Genomic DNA, 16,067 nt, shown 5'->3' on the forward strand with positions numbered 1-16,067 from the left:
GTCAACACCTCAGGCGTCACCAACTACGGCACTTTCCTGGAAATCTGTCCGATCTATGGCCGATCGGGGCGTCGGCCGCTCAGTGAGCCGGCAGCAGCGCGAGCAGCTCCGCCACCTCTTCGTCGGCGCAGCGCGCCAGCCGCTCCAGATCGGGCAGCGCCTTGCCGTCGGCCACCAGCCCGACCCGCACCCGGCCGCCGTACGTGGACAGCGCGACGGCGAGGGCCTGGCCGCGGGCCAGCGGCGCCATCGGGTAGACCGCCCGCAGCGGGCAGCCGCCGAGCGAGAGCGCCGAGCGCGGCAGGGGCACGCTGGTGACCAGGACGTCGAAGAGCATCCTGGCCGCATTCCCGGCGAGCGGCGCGCCGAAGCGGTGGGCCAGCGACGGCAGTTGATCGGCGAGCACGGCGACCGCGCCGGCGCCGCGGAAGGGGCCCGCGGACTTGTTGCGGTCCATGGCGGCCCGGACGGCGCCCAGCCGCTTCCACGGATCGGGTTCGCCGACCGGGAGCCCGAGCAGATAGGCGGAGAGCCTGTTCCCGGTCGCCCCGGCCTGGCCCGGCCTGCGGCGGGAGACCGGAACCAGGGCGCGCGGGTCCTCGTCGGGCAGCGCTTCGCCCCGCTCCCGCATCCAGCGGCGCAGCGCTCCGGCGACGATCGCGAGCAGGACGTCGTTGGTCGTGCCGCCCGCGACGCGGCGGATCTGCTGGACGGCTTCGAGGTCCAGGTCCGCGGTGGCCAGCCGCCGGGTGCCGCTGGAGCTCGCGGTGAGTGCGGGCGCGCCGCGCGGATCGAGGCGGCTGGCCCGCACCATGGAGGCGCCGACGCCGAACGCCCGCCCGAGATCCTCGATCCGGCCGAGCGCGAGGCCCGCCACCTGGCGCGGGCCCGGCATCCATGAGCGGGGCGGGACGGTGCGCGCCCGGCGGACCGGCGCACCGCTGCGGGCGCGGCCGGCGGCGGCGATCTCGTCGAAGATCCCGGCCCCGATGGCGACCGCGCGCATCCCGTCGGCCAGTGCGTGGTGGAGTTTGACGAGCACCGCGAACGGACCCCCGTCGGCGCCGCCGATGACGTACATCTGCCAGGGCGGCAACCCCCGTTCGAGGGGCCGTTCCATCAGTTCACCGGCGAGCCGGGTGGCACCCGCCATGAATCCGCCGTCCTGGTCCCGCGACTCCGCCCCGGTCAGCCGCACCCGCCGGATGTGCCGGTGGACGTCGAAGTCCTTGTCCACGAACCAGGCCGCACCGCCGACGGGCAGCAGTACGTCCCTGACCCGCATCCGCAGCCGGGGAATGGCGGCGGCACGGGTGCCCAGCAGTTCGAGCACGGTCTCCGCGTCGGCGCCGCGCGTCGGGCCGGGGGCCGGGGAGAAGACGGCGAGCGCGCCGAGATGCATCGGGTGGGCATCGGATTCGAGGTGCCAGAAGGCGAGATCGAGGGGTGCCAGCAGCTCAGTTCCCAACGGGTCCTCATGTCATCGAAGACAAAGACTGACGGAGTCGCAGTCAATCGCTCGCGGTCGGTTACGGTCAAGTACAGACATGTTACGTTCTGTTACTGTCGGGTAGGTAAGCAAGTTTCTGTCACTCGTGTGCCGGGATGACAAATTCGCACCACACACACTTGCCACTGCCCCGGGATTCCACGCCCCACAGGTCCGCCAGCCGGTCCACCAGCATCAGCCCCCGCCCGGACACCCCGGCCTCCCCCGCGTCCCGGCGCCTGGGCAGCGCGCTGGAGCGGTCCTCGACATCGACCCGCAGGCGCCGCTCGGGTCCGGTGAGCACCCGGATCGTGACGATGGCCCCGCCGTCGGTGTGCATGAGCGCGTTGGTGATCAGCTCGTCGGCGGCCAGCTCGACCTCGTCGGCCCGTACCTTGGCACCCCAGGCCCGCACCGCCGCCCGGATCATGTGGCGCGCGGAGCTCAGCGCCTCCGGGTCGCTCTGTGCGACATGCTGCTGAAGCCGGCCGCCCGGCTGGGGTGCGTGAGCCGCCTTGCGGCGCAGCAGCAGGACCGCGACATCGTCCTCGCCACCTCGCTCGTCGACCTCCTCGCAGAGCCGGTCGGCCAGCCGCTGGAGGTCCTGCGGACCGCTGCGCACCATGGCCGTCAGCAGCTGTATGCCCTCGTCGAGGTCGGCGCCCGGCAGCTCCACGAGTCCGTCGGTGAACAGCACCAGGGTCTGGCCGGGGTCCAGCTCGACGGTGCTGACCGGGTATTCGAGCCGCCCGAACTCGGCCGAGAGCCCCAGCGGCAGCCCGCCCTCCGCGGGCAGCCTGCGGCAGTTGCCGTCGCTCTCCCGCACCAGCGGATCGACGTGGCCGGCCCGGACCAGCTGCACCACGCCGGTCGTCAGATCGACCTCGGCGTAGGTGCAGGTCGCGAAGCGGTCCGTGTCCAGTTCGTGCAGGAAGACGGAGGCCCGCGCCATCACCGTGGCCGGGCTGTGCCCCTCGGCCGCGTAGGCCCGCAGCACGATGCGCAGCTGCCCCATGACGGCCGCGGCGTGGGTGTCGTGGCCCTGTACGTCCCCGATGACGGCCCCGACCCGGCCGCCGGGCAGCGGAATGACGTCGTACCAGTCGCCCCCGATGTCCCGGCCCAGCCGGGCCGAGCGGTACCTGACGGCGATCTGCGCCCCCGGCACGTCCGGAATCCTGCGCGGCAGCATGGCCTGCTGGAGGCCCTCGGCGAGGTCGTGCTCCTGCTCGTAGAGCATGGCCCGCTGCAGGCTCTGCGCGATGGAGCTGCCGAGCGCGACCAGCAGATTGCGCTCGTCGCCGGTGAAGCCGTCCTTGTCGCTGTAGAGCAGGCCGAGCGCGCCGATGGGCCGGGCCTGGGCGATCAGCGGCAGATAGGCGGCCGAGGTGATGCCGAGGTGGCTGATGTGGGGCCACAGGATCGGGTACGAGGTGGCGAAGTCCGTGGCCGACTCGATGAAACGGGGCGTGAGCGTGCGTACGACCTCACTCATCGGGTACTGCTCGTCCGTCCGGGTGTACCGGGTGCCGGGCACGAACGAGCCCTCCGGGCCGTCGGCCACCAGATGGATGCGTCCGGCCTCTATCAGCCCCATGACCAGGCTGGTCGCCCCGAGATGTGCCAGGCCCTGGGAGTTCTTCAGCACCTCGATGACGTCCCCGACGGTGCGGGCGTGGGCCAGTGCGGCCGTGGTGCCGTCCACCAGACTGGTGCGGCGGCGGCGCTCGTGGTCCAGCTCGCGGCGAGCGGTGGAGTCGGCCAGTTCCTGGGTCGCGTCGCGGACGATGCCGATGATGCGGTGCGGGCGGCCGGTCCCGTCCCGCCGGATGAAGCCCTGGGTGTGGGTCCAGCGGAGGCCGCCGTCGTGCCGTCTGATCCTGAAGTACGCCCCGTAATTGCTCTGCCCGCTCTTGAGCGCCTCCGCGACCATGGCATCGAGCCGTACGCCCTCGTCCGGCGGCACCCGCCGCCCGAGCGACTCCGGCCGGTTGTCGTACTCGTCCGCCCGAAGGTCGAACACGTCGAGCGCGGGCCGGTCCATGTGCATGAGGCCGCTGTCGAGGTCCCAGTCGAAGCTGCCCATACGGTTCAGGGCGAGGCTGAGATCCGGGTGGGCGGGCCAGTCGTCCGGGAGTGACAGGGCACCCGCTACCCGATCATCCATGTGGGTCACTCTGCCATCATTTGTCCGATTCTTCGAGCGAGCCTCGCGCGGTCGGGCGAATCCTCCCTCTCGCCACCCGAGTGCACTTCGCGCCACTGCGGGCGCCGGACGACGGGACCGGACGTCTCGTAGGGCGAACCGCCCCGAGGCCACGATCCGGCAACGGATACCGTGTCCCATGGAGCACGGTAAGCCCAGCCTTACCTTTACCCTGAGATGCACTGCCCGCATCCGCCCGTTCTAAGGACCAGCACCTGATGACCCGCCCCGTCCGCGTCGCCATAGTCGGAGCCGGCCCCGCCGGCATCTACGCAGCGGACGCGCTGCTGAAATCCGAGGCCGCCCAGGAACCGGGTGTTTCGATCGACCTGTTCGAGCGGATGCCCGCCCCCTTCGGCCTCATCCGTTACGGAGTGGCCCCGGACCACCCGCGGATCAAGGGCATCGTCCAGGCACTCCACCAGGTTCTCGACAAGCCGCAGCTGCGGCTGTTCGGCAACGTCGACTACCCCAACGACATCGACCTGGACGATCTGCGGTCCTTCTACGACGCCGTGATCTTCTCCACCGGCGCCGACGCGGACCGCGCGCTCGACATCCCCGGCAGCGAGCTCGACGGCTCCCAAGGTGCCGCGGACTTCGTCTCCTGGTACGACGGCCACCCCGATGTGGCCCGCACCTGGCCGCTGGAGGCGGAGAAGGTCGCCGTGCTCGGCGTGGGCAATGTGGCCCTGGACGTGGCGCGCATCCTCGCCAAGACGGCGGACGAGCTGCTGCCGACCGAGATCCCGGCCAACGTCTACGAGGGCCTCAAGGCCAACAAGGCCCTGGAGGTGCACGTCTTCGGGCGCCGCGGTCCCGCGCAGGCCAAGTTCAGCCCGATGGAGCTGCGGGAGCTGGACCACTCGCCGAACATCGAGGTCATCGTCAACCCCGAGGACATCGAGTACGACGCGGGTTCGATCGAGACCCGGCGCGGCAACAAGCAGGCCAACATGGTCGCCTCCACGCTGGAGAACTGGGCCATCCGCGATGTCGGCGACCGGCCGCACAAGCTGTTCCTGCACTTCTTCGAGTCCCCGGTGGAGATCCTCGGCGAGGACGGGCGGGTCGTCGGCCTGCGCACCGAGCGCACCGAGCTGGACGGCACCGGAAACGTCAAGGGCACCGGAAACTTCACCGACTGGGACGTGCGGAGCGTCTACCGCGCGGTCGGCTACTACTCGCAGGAGCTCCCGAAGCTCCCGTTCGACGTGGTCTCCGGCACGGTCCCGCACGCCGCGGGACGCGTCGTCGACGGCGAGGACCCGATGCCCTCGGTGTACGTCACGGGCTGGATCAAGCGCGGCCCGATCGGCCTGATCGGCCACACCAAGGGCGACGCCAACGAGACCGTGGCCTGCCTGCTGGAGGACCGGGCCGCAGGACGGCTGCCCGCCCCGGTCCGGCCCGAGCCGGAGGCCGTCACCGCCTTCCTGGAGAAGCGCGGCGTCCGCTACACCACCCGCGAGGGCTGGTACCGCCTGGACGCGCACGAGAAGGCCCTGGGCGCGGAGCAGGGGCGCGAGCGGATCAAGGTCGTGGAGCGCGAGGGCATGCTGGACGCCTCCGAGCCCCGTTCCTGACCGTACGGTGCGCCCTTCCGCCCGGCCGCGGCTGCGGCCGGGCGGAAGGGCTGCTCCGTCCGTCCCGGTGGAGCCGCCCGGTCCGCGGCCCCCGGCGTCTCAGCGGCCCTGGAGCGCCTTGACGTTGTCCCCGAAGGTCCACCCCTTCGAGCCGTCCCAGTTGAGCGACCAGGTCATCAGGCCCTTGAGCGCGTTGCCGTAGTGGTTCCAGGCCTGCGACACCTGACCCGTCGACATGTGACCGCCACCCGCGCCCGGCTGGGCCGGCAGTCCCGGAACCTGCTTGTCGTACGGCACCTTGATCGTGGTGCCCTGGACGACGAGCCCCTTGTCCAGACAGTCCGTCTGGGCGGTGAATCCCTCGACCGTGCCCGCGGAGTACGAGTCGCCGGCGCACCCGTACATGCTGCCGTTGTAGTACTGCATGTTCAGCCACCACAGACGCCCGTTGTCCGCGTACTTCTTCACAATGGGCAGGTACGCGCCCCAGATCGAGCCGTAGGTGATGCTCCCGCCGGTGACGTAGGCGGTCTCCGGCGCCATCGTCAGTCCGAAGTTCGAGGGCATCTGCGCGAGTACGCCGTCGATGATGCGGATGAGGTTGGCCTGCGAGGCCGACAGCTGATTGATGTTCCCGCTGCCGGTCAGACCGGTCTCGATGTCGATGTCGATGCCGTCGAAGTTGTACTTCTTGAGGATCGGCACCACGGTCTCGACGAACCGGTCGGCGACCGCGCCGGAGCTGAGGTCGATACCGGCGGCCGCGCCCCCGATGGACATCAGGGTGGTGAGCCCGGACTCCTTCGCCCGGCACATATCGGCCGGGGTCGGGACCTTCACGGTCGAGTCCATCCCGTCCTCCCACAGGACGGTGCCGTCCGAGAGGATGACCGGGAAGGCCGCGTTGATCACGTTGTAGCCGTGCTGCGCGATGCGGCTGTCGGTGACCGGGATCCAACCGAGCGGCGGGTGCACACCGTTCGACGCGCCGTCCCAGTTCTCCCAGTACCCCTGGAGCACCTTTCCGGCGGGCTTCGACTTGACCGCGCAGGTCTCGTCCTGCGCGGCGCTCGGCGTTGCGCCCACCAGCATCTGTACGACACATGCCGCCGCGAGGCCGACCCCCAGCAGGCGCGATGTCCGACCGAACATGCTCACTTCCCTTCCTGTCGCGGCCGGGCGCCACCGGGGCGGTGCGGATGCCCGAGGCGGCCCGGCGCAGGGCGAGTTGGCGCGTGAATGGCATGACCCTGACAATCTGGGCGGAATGCGGTCTCGCATTTCACGGCTCGCCACACGCTAGGGAGGCCCGAACCTTCCGTCAATAGGTCTGGACCAAAGGGAGCTGCCGGGCCGCGAACCCTGGACCGGCACCGGACCGGTGCGACAGGGGGCCGAAAGCGTTTTCCGGGGGGCCGGTTGTCGTTGCACAAAGGCTTAGCTTAGGCTTGCCTAACTCCTTGCGATCTGCATAGGGGCCGCCCGTCGTATTCCGTACGACGATCACTTCGGCGTGCCCTCCCCCAGCCGCAGGGTCCTGTCGCTCCATCCGCCAAACATGAGGAACATCCATGTCCCGGTTCACCCGTGCGCGTCGCCGGACGCTCGCCGCAACTGCCGCCGCCGCAGCCCTCGTTCTCGCCCTCGGCGGCTGCTCGTCGAGCGACGACGGCAAGGAGACCTCCGGCGCATCCGGGAAGAGCGGCGGAGCGTTCCCCGTCTCCATCAAGAGCGCGCTCGGCACCGCGGAGATCAAGGAGCAGCCCGAACGGGTCGTCACCCTCGGCCAGGGCTCGGCCGAGACCGCCATCGCGCTCGGCCACACCCCGGTGGGCATCGAGAAGTACGAGTGGGGAAGCGACAAGACGGGCTATCTGCCCTGGATCCACGAGGCGGTGAAGAAGTCCGGCGACAAGCTGCCGACCCAGTTCACGGGCGGTGAGGACATCGACTTCGAGGCCATCACCGAGCTGGAGCCGGATGTCATCCTGGCGCCGTGGTCCGGGATCACGCAGAAGGATTACGACATCCTCAAGGACATCGCCCCCACCGTCGCCTACCCCGATCTGGCGTGGAGCACGGACTGGGACCAGCAGATCGACATCATCGGCAAGGCGCTGGGACAGACGGACGAGGCGAAGGGCCTCGTCTCGAAGATCGAGAAGCAGCTGTCCGACGCGGCGGCGACCCGGCCGGACTACAAGAAGTACAAGTTCTCGTACATCTACAACACCGGCCCCGGCACCCTCGGCGTGTTCAAGCCCGAGGAGCAGCGCGTCAAGATGCTCACCTCGCTCGGTCTCACCGTCGACCCGGTGGTGAACTCCTTCAAGGAGACCAAGGGCACCGACTCGGCGCTCATCGGCCTGGAGAACGCCGAGAAGCTGAAGGACAGCGATCTGCTCTTCACCTTCTACATGGATGACAAGTCCCGCAAGGAGATCGAGGCCCAGCCGCTGTACGCGGCGATGCCCGCGGTCAAGAGCGGCGCCATGGTGTACAGCAACGACAACTCCTTCGTCACGGCCTCCTCCATCATCAACCCGCTCACCGTGCCGTGGGCGATCGACCGATACCTGCCGCTGATCGACAAGGCCATCAAGGCCGCCGACAACGGCTGAGGCCGGCCACCACCCACATGGCCACCACCACGCACGCACCGCCGAGCGGTGCCGGCACCTCACGGGCCGGCACCGCTCGGCGGGTGTCCTCCCTCGTCATCGCACTCGTCGTTCTCGTACTCGCCGTGTTCGCGAGCATCATGTTCGGCAGCCGGACCACCTCGTTCGGCGATGTGCTGCACGTGCTGTCCGGCACCGCCGATCCGAATGTCACCACCATCGTCGAGAGCCGCTATCCGCGGACCGCGCTCGGTGTGCTCGCCGGTCTCTGCCTGGCCGTCGCGGGCACTCTCATGCAGGGCGTGACCCGCAATCCGCTGGCCGATCCCGGCCTTCTCGGGATCAACGCGGGCGCCTCCGCGAGCATCGTCGCCGCGACGGCGTTCCTCGGGGCGACGGGCAGCACGGAGACCATGTGGTGGGCGCTGCCCGGTGCCCTGATCGCCGGCCTGCTCGTCCATGCGATCGGCTCGGCGGGTTCGGGCAGCGGGCTGGTGCGGCTGGTGCTCGCCGGTGCGGTGCTCTCCGCGGTGCTGATGGCATTCATCCAGGCGGTGACCCTGAGCCGCCCGAAGGTGTTCGACAGCTACCGGTACTGGGTCGTCGGCGCGCTCGGCGGACGGGACTTCGACGTCTTCTGGTCGGTCCTGCCGTTCGCCGTGGCCGGTCTGGTGCTGGCCGCGGTGCTCGGCCCCGGCCTCAACACGCTCGCCCTCGGTGACTCGACCGCGGCGTCCCTGGGGGCCCGTCCGGCGCTGGTGCGGGCGGGCGGGCTGCTCTCGGCCACGCTGCTGAGCGCGGCGGCCACGGCGGCGGTCGGCCCGATCGCCTTTGTCGGACTGGCCGTTCCGCATGTGGTGCGGGCGCTGGTCGGGGTCGACTTCCGGGTGCAGATCCTCTTCTCGGCGCTGGTCGGCCCGGCGCTGCTGCTCCTGGCGGATGTCGTGGGGCGGGTGGTGATGCGCCCGCAGGAGCTGATGGTCGGTGTCGTGACCGCGTTCATCGGGGCACCCGCACTGCTCATTGCCGTACGCAGGATGAGGGGCAACTCATGACGTCGCATCAAACCGCGATCCGCACCGCCTCGCCGAGGAAGGTCCTCACGGCCGGCGGGAGGGTGGCCCTGCCGGTCCGGCGGGTGTCCGTGCTGACGGCGCTCGTCCTGTTCCTGCTGCTGGTGGCGGGGGCCGTCGCCACGCTGTCGCTCGGGCGGCTGGGCATTCCGCTCTCCGAACTCGCCGGGGCGGTGACCGGCGGGGCCGAGGGCAAGAACGCGTTCGTCATGGAACGGCTGCGAGGGCCGCGTCTGGTGGTCGCCGTGGGTACCGGCGGTGCGCTCGGACTCTCCGGGGCGCTGTTCCAGTCCGTCACCCGCAATCCGCTCGGCAGCCCCGACGTGATCGGGCTGGCGTCCGGTGCCGGGGCGGGCGCGGCGATCGCCGCGCTGCTGTTCCCGGACACCGTGCCGGTGGCGCTCGGAGCGCTGCTCGGCGCCGTCCTCGCCATGGTGCTGGTCCATGTGTCGACCGGGACCGGATTCCGCAACCCGGCCCGGCTCGTCATCGCCGGCATCGGGGTCGCCGCGATCGGCACCGCGATCACCCAGTACGTCGTCTACGCCATGGAGCGGGACCGGGCCGCCGTGCTCACCGCCTATGTCAACGGCAGCCTGTCGGCACGGTCCTGGGACGACGCCACCACGATCTGGCTGGTGCTGCTGGTCGTTGCCCCGCTCACGGCACTGATCGCGCGGCGGCTGGACATCGGGGAGATGGGCGACGACATCGCGGGCGCGCTCGGATCGGAGCCCCGGAACACGAAGACCCTCGCGGTGGTCCTCGCGATCGTGCTCTCCGCCGGTGCCGTCAGTGTCGCCGGACCCATCGCGTTCATCTCGCTCACGGCTCCGCAGATCGCCAAGCGGATCACCCGGGTATCCGGCCCGCACCTGGTGCTGTCGGCGCTGACCGGCTCGTTGCTGCTGGTGCTCGCGGATCTCTGCGCCCAGCAACTGCCGCTCTTCGACAACCTGCCCGTCGGCATCTACACGATGGCCGTCGGGGGCGTGTACCTCGGATATCTGCTGATACGGGAGTGGCGCCGGGGAGCTCTGTGAGATCCGGCTCCGTACGCTACTCGCCGCTGACGTAGCTGTACGGCGCCACGGACACGCCCTCGGCGACGCGTCCGGGGATGATCTCCATGCCGGGCATGCTCCATCGGTGCCGGACCCCGCACCGTCCACCCTCCCCGCAACCCCTTCTTGAACACGTTCAAGAAGCGTCGTAGAGTCACCACCGAACACACTTGAACACGTTCAAGTCGAGGGGGTCGTGATGTCGGTGCTGGTCGGTCTGATCGTGATGCTGGGCATGCTGGTGGTGGTCCCGGTGGGGCTGCGGCTGGCCGGTGCCCCCGAGCTGGACCGGATACGCCGTCTCTGGCCGCTCTTCGCCGTGCCCGGCGCCGTCGCCCTCTGGCTGCCGCGCGGCGGCCCGGCCACCACCCTGGCGGCCTGTTACGCGCTCGGGGCCTTACTCCTCGCCCTGAACGCACCGCTGCGGCTGCTCCGCAACCACCGGACGCCCGGGACGCCCACGGTGACACCCGGCGAGATCGCGCTGCTGACCGCCCTGGTCACACCCTCCGTCGCCGCCACGGCCCTGGTCGCCGAACGCTCGGGGCACCCGCTCTTCGGCTTCGGGCTCGGCATCCTCGCACTGACCGTGCCGCACTTCCACTTCGCCGGATTCGCCGCCGCGCTGGTCTCGGGGCTCGTCTGCCGGATCGCCGACAGCCCGGCGGGGAGGTTCGCCGCGCTGAGCGTGCCGCTGGGCACCCTGCTCGTCCTGATCGGCTACTTCATCGGGGACTGGGCCGAACTGGCCGGCGCGGTCGTGCTGACCTCGGGAATGTGGACCGTCGCCCTGCTCACCTGGCGATCGATCCGCGACCGGAACCGGGACGGGATCACCCGGCTGCTGCTCGCCGTCTCGTCGGGCGTGCTCGCGGTCACCATGGTGCTCGCGCTGAGCTGGGCACTCGGCGAAGCAACCGGGCTCCCCCACCCCACACTGACCTGGATGGCCGCCACCCACGGCCTCGGCAACGCACTGGGCTTCGCGCTCTGCTCGCTGCTCGCCTGGCGAAGGCTCCAGAACCGCACCGACCACGAAGGCAGGACGGCATGACCGCACTCACCTACCCCGAGGTCGGAGCCACCCGGCTGGGCCCGCTCCCCGACGGATACCACCACCTCCACCACCGGACCCGGGTCGGCCACGGCCGGGCCGACTTCGAAGCGGCGGGCGCCGCCGTCACCCGCTGGCGCATGCACCGCGTCTCCGGGGCCGGGGTCCACGCGTCGGCGGACCGCGCCGAGGCCGGGGTCACCGTCCGGGTGTCGCTCGGCGCCGGACCGTTCCGGTTCACCGCTCCCTGCCGCGTCGTCTGGGCGGCGTACGAGAAGGACCGCGTCGGATTCGCCTACGGGACACTGGCCGAGCACCCCGAGTGCGGTGAGGAGTCCTTCGTGGTGGAGTCGGCGGACGACGGGACGGTGTGGTTCACCGTCATGGCGTTCAGCCGCCCGGCCGCCTGGTACACCCGGCTCGCGGGCCCGCTCGTACCGCTGACCCAGCGGTGGTACGCCCGCCGGCTCGGATCCACCCTGCGCCGGATCGTCGCCGAGGGCCGCGCCGAGCGGGGCTGAAGGGCTCAGCGGAGCCGGCGGGCCGATACTGGAAGCGATGGAGTGGTTCACCGCAGACGGGTACTGGCTCAGCCGGCTGGTCTTCCAGCGGGCTCTCGCCGCTGTCTATCTGGTCGCCTTTCTCACCGCCGCGCTCCAGTTCAGGGCGCTGATCGGCGAACGCGGCATGCTGCCCGTACCCGATTTCCTGCGGCGTACGGACTGGCGCAGTGCGCCCGGCCTCTTCCGGCTCCACTACAGCGACCGCTTCTTCGCCCTCGTCTCCTGGACCGGCTGCGCGATCGCCGTCGCCCTGCTCGCGGGGGCGGACTCGTACCTGCCGCTCTGGGCCGCGATGGTGCTCTGGGCGCTGCCCTGGGTGCTCTATCTGTCGATCGTCCAGGTCGGCCAGACCTGGTACGGTTTCGGCTGGGAATCACTGCTGCTGGAGACCGGATTCCTCGCCGTCTTCCTCGGCAACGCGCACACGGCGCCGCCGGTCCTGGTGCTGTGGCTGCTGCGCTGGGTGCTGTTCCGGGTCGAGTTCGGTGCCGGGCTGATCAAGATCCGCGGCGACGAGTGCTGGCGCAAGCTGACGTGTCTGTACTTCCACCACGAGACCCAGCCGATGCCGGGGCCGCTGAGCTGGTTCTTCCACCGGCTGCCCAGGCCAGTCCACCGGGCCGAGGTGGCGGCCAACCACGTCACCCAACTCCTGGTACCGGTGCTCCTCCTCACCCCGCAGCCGGTGGCGAGCGCGGCCGCGGGGCTGATGATCGTCACCCAGCTGTGGCTGGTCGTGTCGGGGAACTTCGCCTGGCTGAACTGGCTGACGATCACCCTCGCCCTGTCCGCCGTCGACTGGTCCCTGTTCGCCGCGCCGCCCGCGCAGTCCGCGCCGCCGCTCTGGTACGAGATCGTCGTCATGGCGGTGACCGCGCTGGTCCTCTTCCTCAGCTACCGCCCGGCGCGCAATCTGATCTCCCGGCGCCAGGTGATGAACCGCTCGTTCGACCCGCTGCATCTGGTCAACACCTACGGCGCGTTCGGCAGCATCAGCCGGGTCCGGCTGGAGGTGGTGGTCGAGGGCACGGACGAGGAGGTGCTCCACGACGGCACCGTCTGGCGGGAGTACGGCTTCCGCGGCAAGCCGGGCGATCCGCGCCGGATGCCCCGCCAGTTCGCCCCGTACCATCTGCGGCTGGACTGGCTGATGTGGTTCGCGGCGCTCTCCCCCGCGTACGCCCGCCCCTGGTTCGGTCCCTTCGTGGAGCGGCTGCTGGAGAACGACCGGGACACCCTGCGGCTGCTGCGTCACAACCCCTTCCCCGACGCCCCGCCCGCGCACGTCCGCGCCAGGGTGTACCACTACCGGTACACGACCTGGCGCGAACTGCGGGCCACCGGACGCTGGTGGCACCGGACCTATGTGCGGGACTTCATGCCCCCCGTCTCACTCGGTCCGTCCTGGCTCAGCCCGACCAGGCGATCTTGAACACCCAGGCGTGCTTCCCGGTCCCGCGGGCCGCCGCCGGTACGTCGATCACCAGCGAGCCGCCCCGGACGCGCCAGTTGAGCGGCCGGTCATGACCGAGCAGGGTGATCCGGTCACCGCTGCGGACCGGCACCGGTGCCTCGACGGTGAGGGCCGCGCCCGGCCGCGCCAGGGAGTGGATGTAGAACGCCCGGTTCGGCCGCAGGGTGAACCGCAGATCCTCACCGAGCTGCGGCATCCGTGACCAGTACGTGGTGTCGTAGATCGCCTCCCCGTTCGTCTTCAGCCACTCCCCCGTCTCGCGCAGCCTGCGCTGCATGATGTCGGGGATCGTGCCGTCCGCCCTGGGCCCGATGTCCAGCAGGAAGTTGCCGTTCTTGGAGACGATGTCGACGAGCGAGTGCACGACCTCCTCGGCCGTCATGTACTTCTCGTCCGGCGTCTGGGCGTTGTAGCCGTAGCTGTACGGGTCGAGGCCGCGGCTGGACTCCCACTTGGCGGTGACGATCTGGTCGTACGTCGTGTACTCGGGCGTGGTGAAGTCGTACGGGCCGATCCCGGAGCGGTTGTTGACGGTGACCTCGATCGGGCGGGCCCGGTTCTTGGCGTGGTTGAAGTACTCGGCCAGCACCCGGTGGCTGTCGTTGTCGCCGCCGATGTCGCACCAGAGGATCTCGGGGTCGTAGCCGTGGATCAGCTCCAGCATCTGCGGGCCCTGGAACTCGGTGACGTAGTCCTTGCCGGCCGTGTGCCCGGTGTACGGGACGGGCTCCAGGGTGTACGGATTGCGCGGGGCGTGGCCCATCCACGGGTGGTCGGGGTTGAACCATTCGGGCATCGAGAAGTACAGCCCGGGGTGGAGTTCGGGGGTGTAGCGGCGCGAGGCCTCGAAGAGCTCCTTGACCAGGTCGCGGCCGGGGCCCATCTTCACCGAGTTGCGGTCCGAGAGCTTGGTGTCCCAGAGCGCGAAGCCCTCGTGGTGCTTGGAGGTGAGGACGTGGTACTGGGCGCCGGCGTCCCGGAACAGCTCCACCCAGGAACGCGGGTTGAAACGTTCGGCGCGGAACATCGGGATGAAGTCGTCGTAGGCGAAGGACGCGCCATAGGTGTCGCGGTGGTGGGCGTAGGCGGGGTTGTCGGGGTCCTGCATCTGGTTCCAGTACCACTCCGCGTACTGCGTGCCGACCGGCGCCCAGGCCGGCACGGAGTAGACCCCCCAGTGGATGAAGATCCCGAACTTCGCCTGCTGGAACCAGTACGGCGCCTGGTGGGTGGAGAGGGAGGCGTCCGTCGGTGCGTAGTCGGGGACGCCGAGGGTGAGCGAGCGCCGGACCGTGGCCGCCGCCGCTCCGCGTCCGCGCGCGACAACGTTGCCTTCCTGGGTGGTGCCGGGTGCGGTGCCGGGTCTGCTGCGGATACCGATGCGGACGCGGGCCTGCTCGCCGGGGGCGAGGCGGGATACGCGGGCGGGAGCGACGGTACGGGCTCCGGGCACGTCCACGGAGAGGGTGAGGCCGTCGGCGGCGAGGATGCCGACCGTACCCGCGTTGACGACGGTGGCCTCGACGCTCTGGGCGCCGGAGTCCAGCAGCGAGGTGGTGGAGTGGGCATCGCGCAGCGCCAACGCCCTTCCCTGGGCCGCTGGTTGGAGCGAGAGGGCGAAGATGTGCAGGGAGGACTTGTTCGCCTCGGCGGGCTGGGTGGTGGGCAGGGTGAGCGCGACGGCTTCCCTGGCCGGGTCGAGCGCGATCTCGCTGACGGCGATGGACACCTGGTGCGGGTCCTTGGCACCGTCGGCGGTGTAGCGGTACGCGGCGGTGAGGGCGCCGCTGCCGCCGTACCAGTCGGGCCCGCCGAGCAGGGGGGTCGTCGTGGTGCCGTCGGCGTAGTGGACCGTGGCCCTGCCGGACGCGGCGCCGTAGCTGCACGAGGTGAGGAAGAGGCCGGAGAGATAGCGGCCGGGCGGCAGGTCGATGCGCTGGCCGAGGGCGACGACGTTGTTCCCGGCACCCGCCGCGGAGCCGGGGAAGAGGAAGGCGGTGCCGCCGATCTCCCGGTCCCCTGCGGGGAGTTCCTCACCCGGGAAGGTGTAGCCGGAACCGTCGAAGTCGCCGCCACGGGCGTCGGCGGTGTCGATGCCGTCGTTGTCGAACCACTTGTCGAGAGGCACGGGCACGGCGGCGGGAACGGTGCCCCACCCGCCGTCATCGGTGCCGGCTCCGGTGCGCGGGGCGGCCGCGGGGTGCGGGGCCGCATCGGCGGTGGCGGGAGTGAGCAGGGCGGCGCCGACTGCCGCCCCTGCCGTCATTCCGAGTACATGGCGTCTGGGAAGTTCGGTCATGACATCCGATGATTGGAGTGCGACTCGAACCTGTCAATGCAATCTTCCAGACAGAACGAAACACGTTCCCCAGACTCATCCGATGACTGGGCGAAGCCGCGATGAGGGCCGCCCCTCAGAGCCTGTCGGGCGACCTTCGATCGGAGAGCGGACGCGGCATGGTGCGTGCGATTCCAAAGCGCCGGGATGGCCTCGTAGCGGGCGCCTCGTGGAGGGTGTCGGCCAGCTCGGTGGCCGGGGTGCGGTCGGTGACGACGAAGAGCGACGCGACATGGTCGTGCCCGGCGAACACGCCGGGGCCGACGACGCCGTTGCCGCCCGGCCCCGCACCCGGTGCCAGGCGCAGGGTGTCGATGGCGAGGAGGGTGCCGTCGGGCCGGGCGATGTGCAGATCGGTGGCGAGGACCCGGTAGTCGTGACGCTCGCCGCGGGCGAGCCGCCCGGCGGTCAGGGTCTCGCCGACGACCACGGTGGCGCCGGGTGCGACCGTGAACTCGGTGCGCTGGTGGAACCGCGAGTCCTTGAACGGGATCAGCGGGTCCGGCAGATACTCCACGTAGGCGCCCTCGTCCGCCGTGAGGTGCACGCGCCGGCTCGCGTAGTCGTGCTCCATGCGGAAGACCTTGGTGGCCGCCTGC

11 protein-coding genes and 1 pseudogene are annotated in these 16,067 nt (G+C 70.5%); 7 read left to right on the plus strand and 5 right to left on the minus strand.

Annotation, left to right across the window (positions count from 1 at the left end):
• Positions 1–79 precede the first annotated feature (79 nt).
• Together ACFVX4_RS23330 and ACFVX4_RS23335 are read right to left on the minus strand one after the other, a co-directional pair.
• Positions 80–1,468 carry a wax ester/triacylglycerol synthase family O-acyltransferase gene (locus ACFVX4_RS23330; RefSeq protein ID WP_389980432.1) on the minus strand — a complete coding sequence of 463 codons (1,389 nt, stop codon included), beginning with the start codon at positions 1,466–1,468 and terminating at the stop codon, positions 80–82.
• Between the two features lie 121 nt (positions 1,469–1,589).
• Entirely contained in the window at positions 1,590–3,656 is a 2,067-nt protein-coding gene (locus ACFVX4_RS23335; RefSeq protein ID WP_389980434.1) for a SpoIIE family protein phosphatase, read from the minus strand.
• A 257-nt stretch (positions 3,657–3,913) separates the two neighbouring features.
• Between ACFVX4_RS23335 and ACFVX4_RS23340 the strand changes: the two genes are divergently transcribed.
• Positions 3,914–5,281, plus strand: a complete 1,368-nt coding sequence (locus ACFVX4_RS23340; RefSeq protein ID WP_389980436.1) for an FAD-dependent oxidoreductase — start codon at positions 3,914–3,916, stop codon at positions 5,279–5,281.
• Between the two features lie 99 nt (positions 5,282–5,380).
• Here ACFVX4_RS23340 and ACFVX4_RS23345 read toward each other — a convergent pair whose 3' ends face one another.
• Complete coding sequence (locus ACFVX4_RS23345; protein WP_389980439.1) at positions 5,381–6,433, minus strand: chitinase; 1,053 nt, start codon at positions 6,431–6,433, stop codon at positions 5,381–5,383.
• 419 nt (positions 6,434–6,852) lie between these two features.
• On the opposite strand from ACFVX4_RS23345, the gene ACFVX4_RS23350 reads away from it, so the two are divergent.
• From ACFVX4_RS23350 to ACFVX4_RS23375, 6 genes are all read left to right on the plus strand, one after another.
• Entirely contained in the window at positions 6,853–7,902 is a 1,050-nt protein-coding gene (locus ACFVX4_RS23350) for an iron-siderophore ABC transporter substrate-binding protein (RefSeq protein WP_389980441.1), read from the plus strand.
• Between the two features lie 17 nt (positions 7,903–7,919).
• Positions 7,920–8,957, plus strand: a complete 1,038-nt coding sequence (locus ACFVX4_RS23355) for a FecCD family ABC transporter permease (RefSeq protein ID WP_389980443.1) — start codon at positions 7,920–7,922, stop codon at positions 8,955–8,957.
• A complete protein-coding gene (locus ACFVX4_RS23360; RefSeq protein WP_389980445.1) occupies positions 8,954–10,018 on the plus strand; it encodes a FecCD family ABC transporter permease in 1,065 nt (354 codons plus the stop codon). The genes ACFVX4_RS23355 and ACFVX4_RS23360 overlap by 4 nt, the downstream gene beginning before the upstream one ends.
• 220 nt (positions 10,019–10,238) lie before the next feature.
• Entirely contained in the window at positions 10,239–11,093 is an 855-nt protein-coding gene (locus tag ACFVX4_RS23365) for a YndJ family protein (RefSeq protein WP_389980447.1), read from the plus strand.
• Positions 11,090–11,614 carry a DUF1990 family protein gene (locus ACFVX4_RS23370; RefSeq protein WP_389980449.1) on the plus strand — a complete coding sequence of 175 codons (525 nt, stop codon included), beginning with the start codon at positions 11,090–11,092 and terminating at the stop codon, positions 11,612–11,614. The genes ACFVX4_RS23365 and ACFVX4_RS23370 overlap by 4 nt, the downstream gene beginning before the upstream one ends.
• A gap of 37 nt (positions 11,615–11,651) precedes the next feature.
• On the plus strand, positions 11,652–13,088 hold the full coding sequence (locus ACFVX4_RS23375; protein ID WP_389980451.1) for a lipase maturation factor family protein: 1,437 nt from the start codon (positions 11,652–11,654) through the stop codon (positions 13,086–13,088).
• On the opposite strand, the gene ACFVX4_RS23380 is transcribed toward ACFVX4_RS23375, so the two are convergent.
• Both ACFVX4_RS23380 and ACFVX4_RS23385 read right to left on the minus strand, forming a co-directional pair.
• Positions 13,066–15,429, minus strand: coding sequence for an alpha-L-fucosidase (locus ACFVX4_RS23380; protein WP_389980453.1), 2,364 nt, complete (start codon positions 15,427–15,429; stop codon positions 13,066–13,068). The genes ACFVX4_RS23375 and ACFVX4_RS23380 overlap by 23 nt on opposite strands.
• A gap of 196 nt (positions 15,430–15,625) precedes the next feature.
• Positions 15,626–16,066 (minus strand): annotated as a pseudogene (locus ACFVX4_RS23385) (urease accessory protein UreD); the annotation flags it as partial.
• Position 16,067: the final 1 nt, after the last annotated feature.

The organism is Streptomyces sp. NPDC058240, assembly GCF_042882135.1.
Taxonomy (GTDB): Bacteria; Actinomycetota; Actinomycetes; order Streptomycetales; family Streptomycetaceae; genus Streptomyces.

Bases quoted from the DNA above. Each gene is read 5' to 3' on its own strand.
- ACFVX4_RS23340 (WP_389980436.1), top strand. From the start codon at position 3,914: ATGACCCGCCCCGTCCGCGTCGCCATAGTCGGAGCCGGCCCCGCCGGC.
- ACFVX4_RS23365 (WP_389980447.1), top strand. From the start codon at position 10,239: ATGTCGGTGCTGGTCGGTCTGATCGTGATGCTGGGCATGCTGGTGGTG.
- ACFVX4_RS23350 (WP_389980441.1), top strand. From the start codon at position 6,853: ATGTCCCGGTTCACCCGTGCGCGTCGCCGGACGCTCGCCGCAACTGCC.
- ACFVX4_RS23375 (WP_389980451.1), top strand. From the start codon at position 11,652: ATGGAGTGGTTCACCGCAGACGGGTACTGGCTCAGCCGGCTGGTCTTC.
- ACFVX4_RS23345 (WP_389980439.1), bottom strand. From the start codon at position 6,433: ATGTTCGGTCGGACATCGCGCCTGCTGGGGGTCGGCCTCGCGGCGGCA.
- ACFVX4_RS23335 (WP_389980434.1), bottom strand. From the start codon at position 3,656: ATGGATGATCGGGTAGCGGGTGCCCTGTCACTCCCGGACGACTGGCCC.
- ACFVX4_RS23370 (WP_389980449.1), top strand. From the start codon at position 11,090: ATGACCGCACTCACCTACCCCGAGGTCGGAGCCACCCGGCTGGGCCCG.
- ACFVX4_RS23360 (WP_389980445.1), top strand. From the start codon at position 8,954: ATGACGTCGCATCAAACCGCGATCCGCACCGCCTCGCCGAGGAAGGTC.
- ACFVX4_RS23380 (WP_389980453.1), bottom strand. From the start codon at position 15,429: ATGACCGAACTTCCCAGACGCCATGTACTCGGAATGACGGCAGGGGCG.
- ACFVX4_RS23355 (WP_389980443.1), top strand. From the start codon at position 7,920: ATGGCCACCACCACGCACGCACCGCCGAGCGGTGCCGGCACCTCACGG.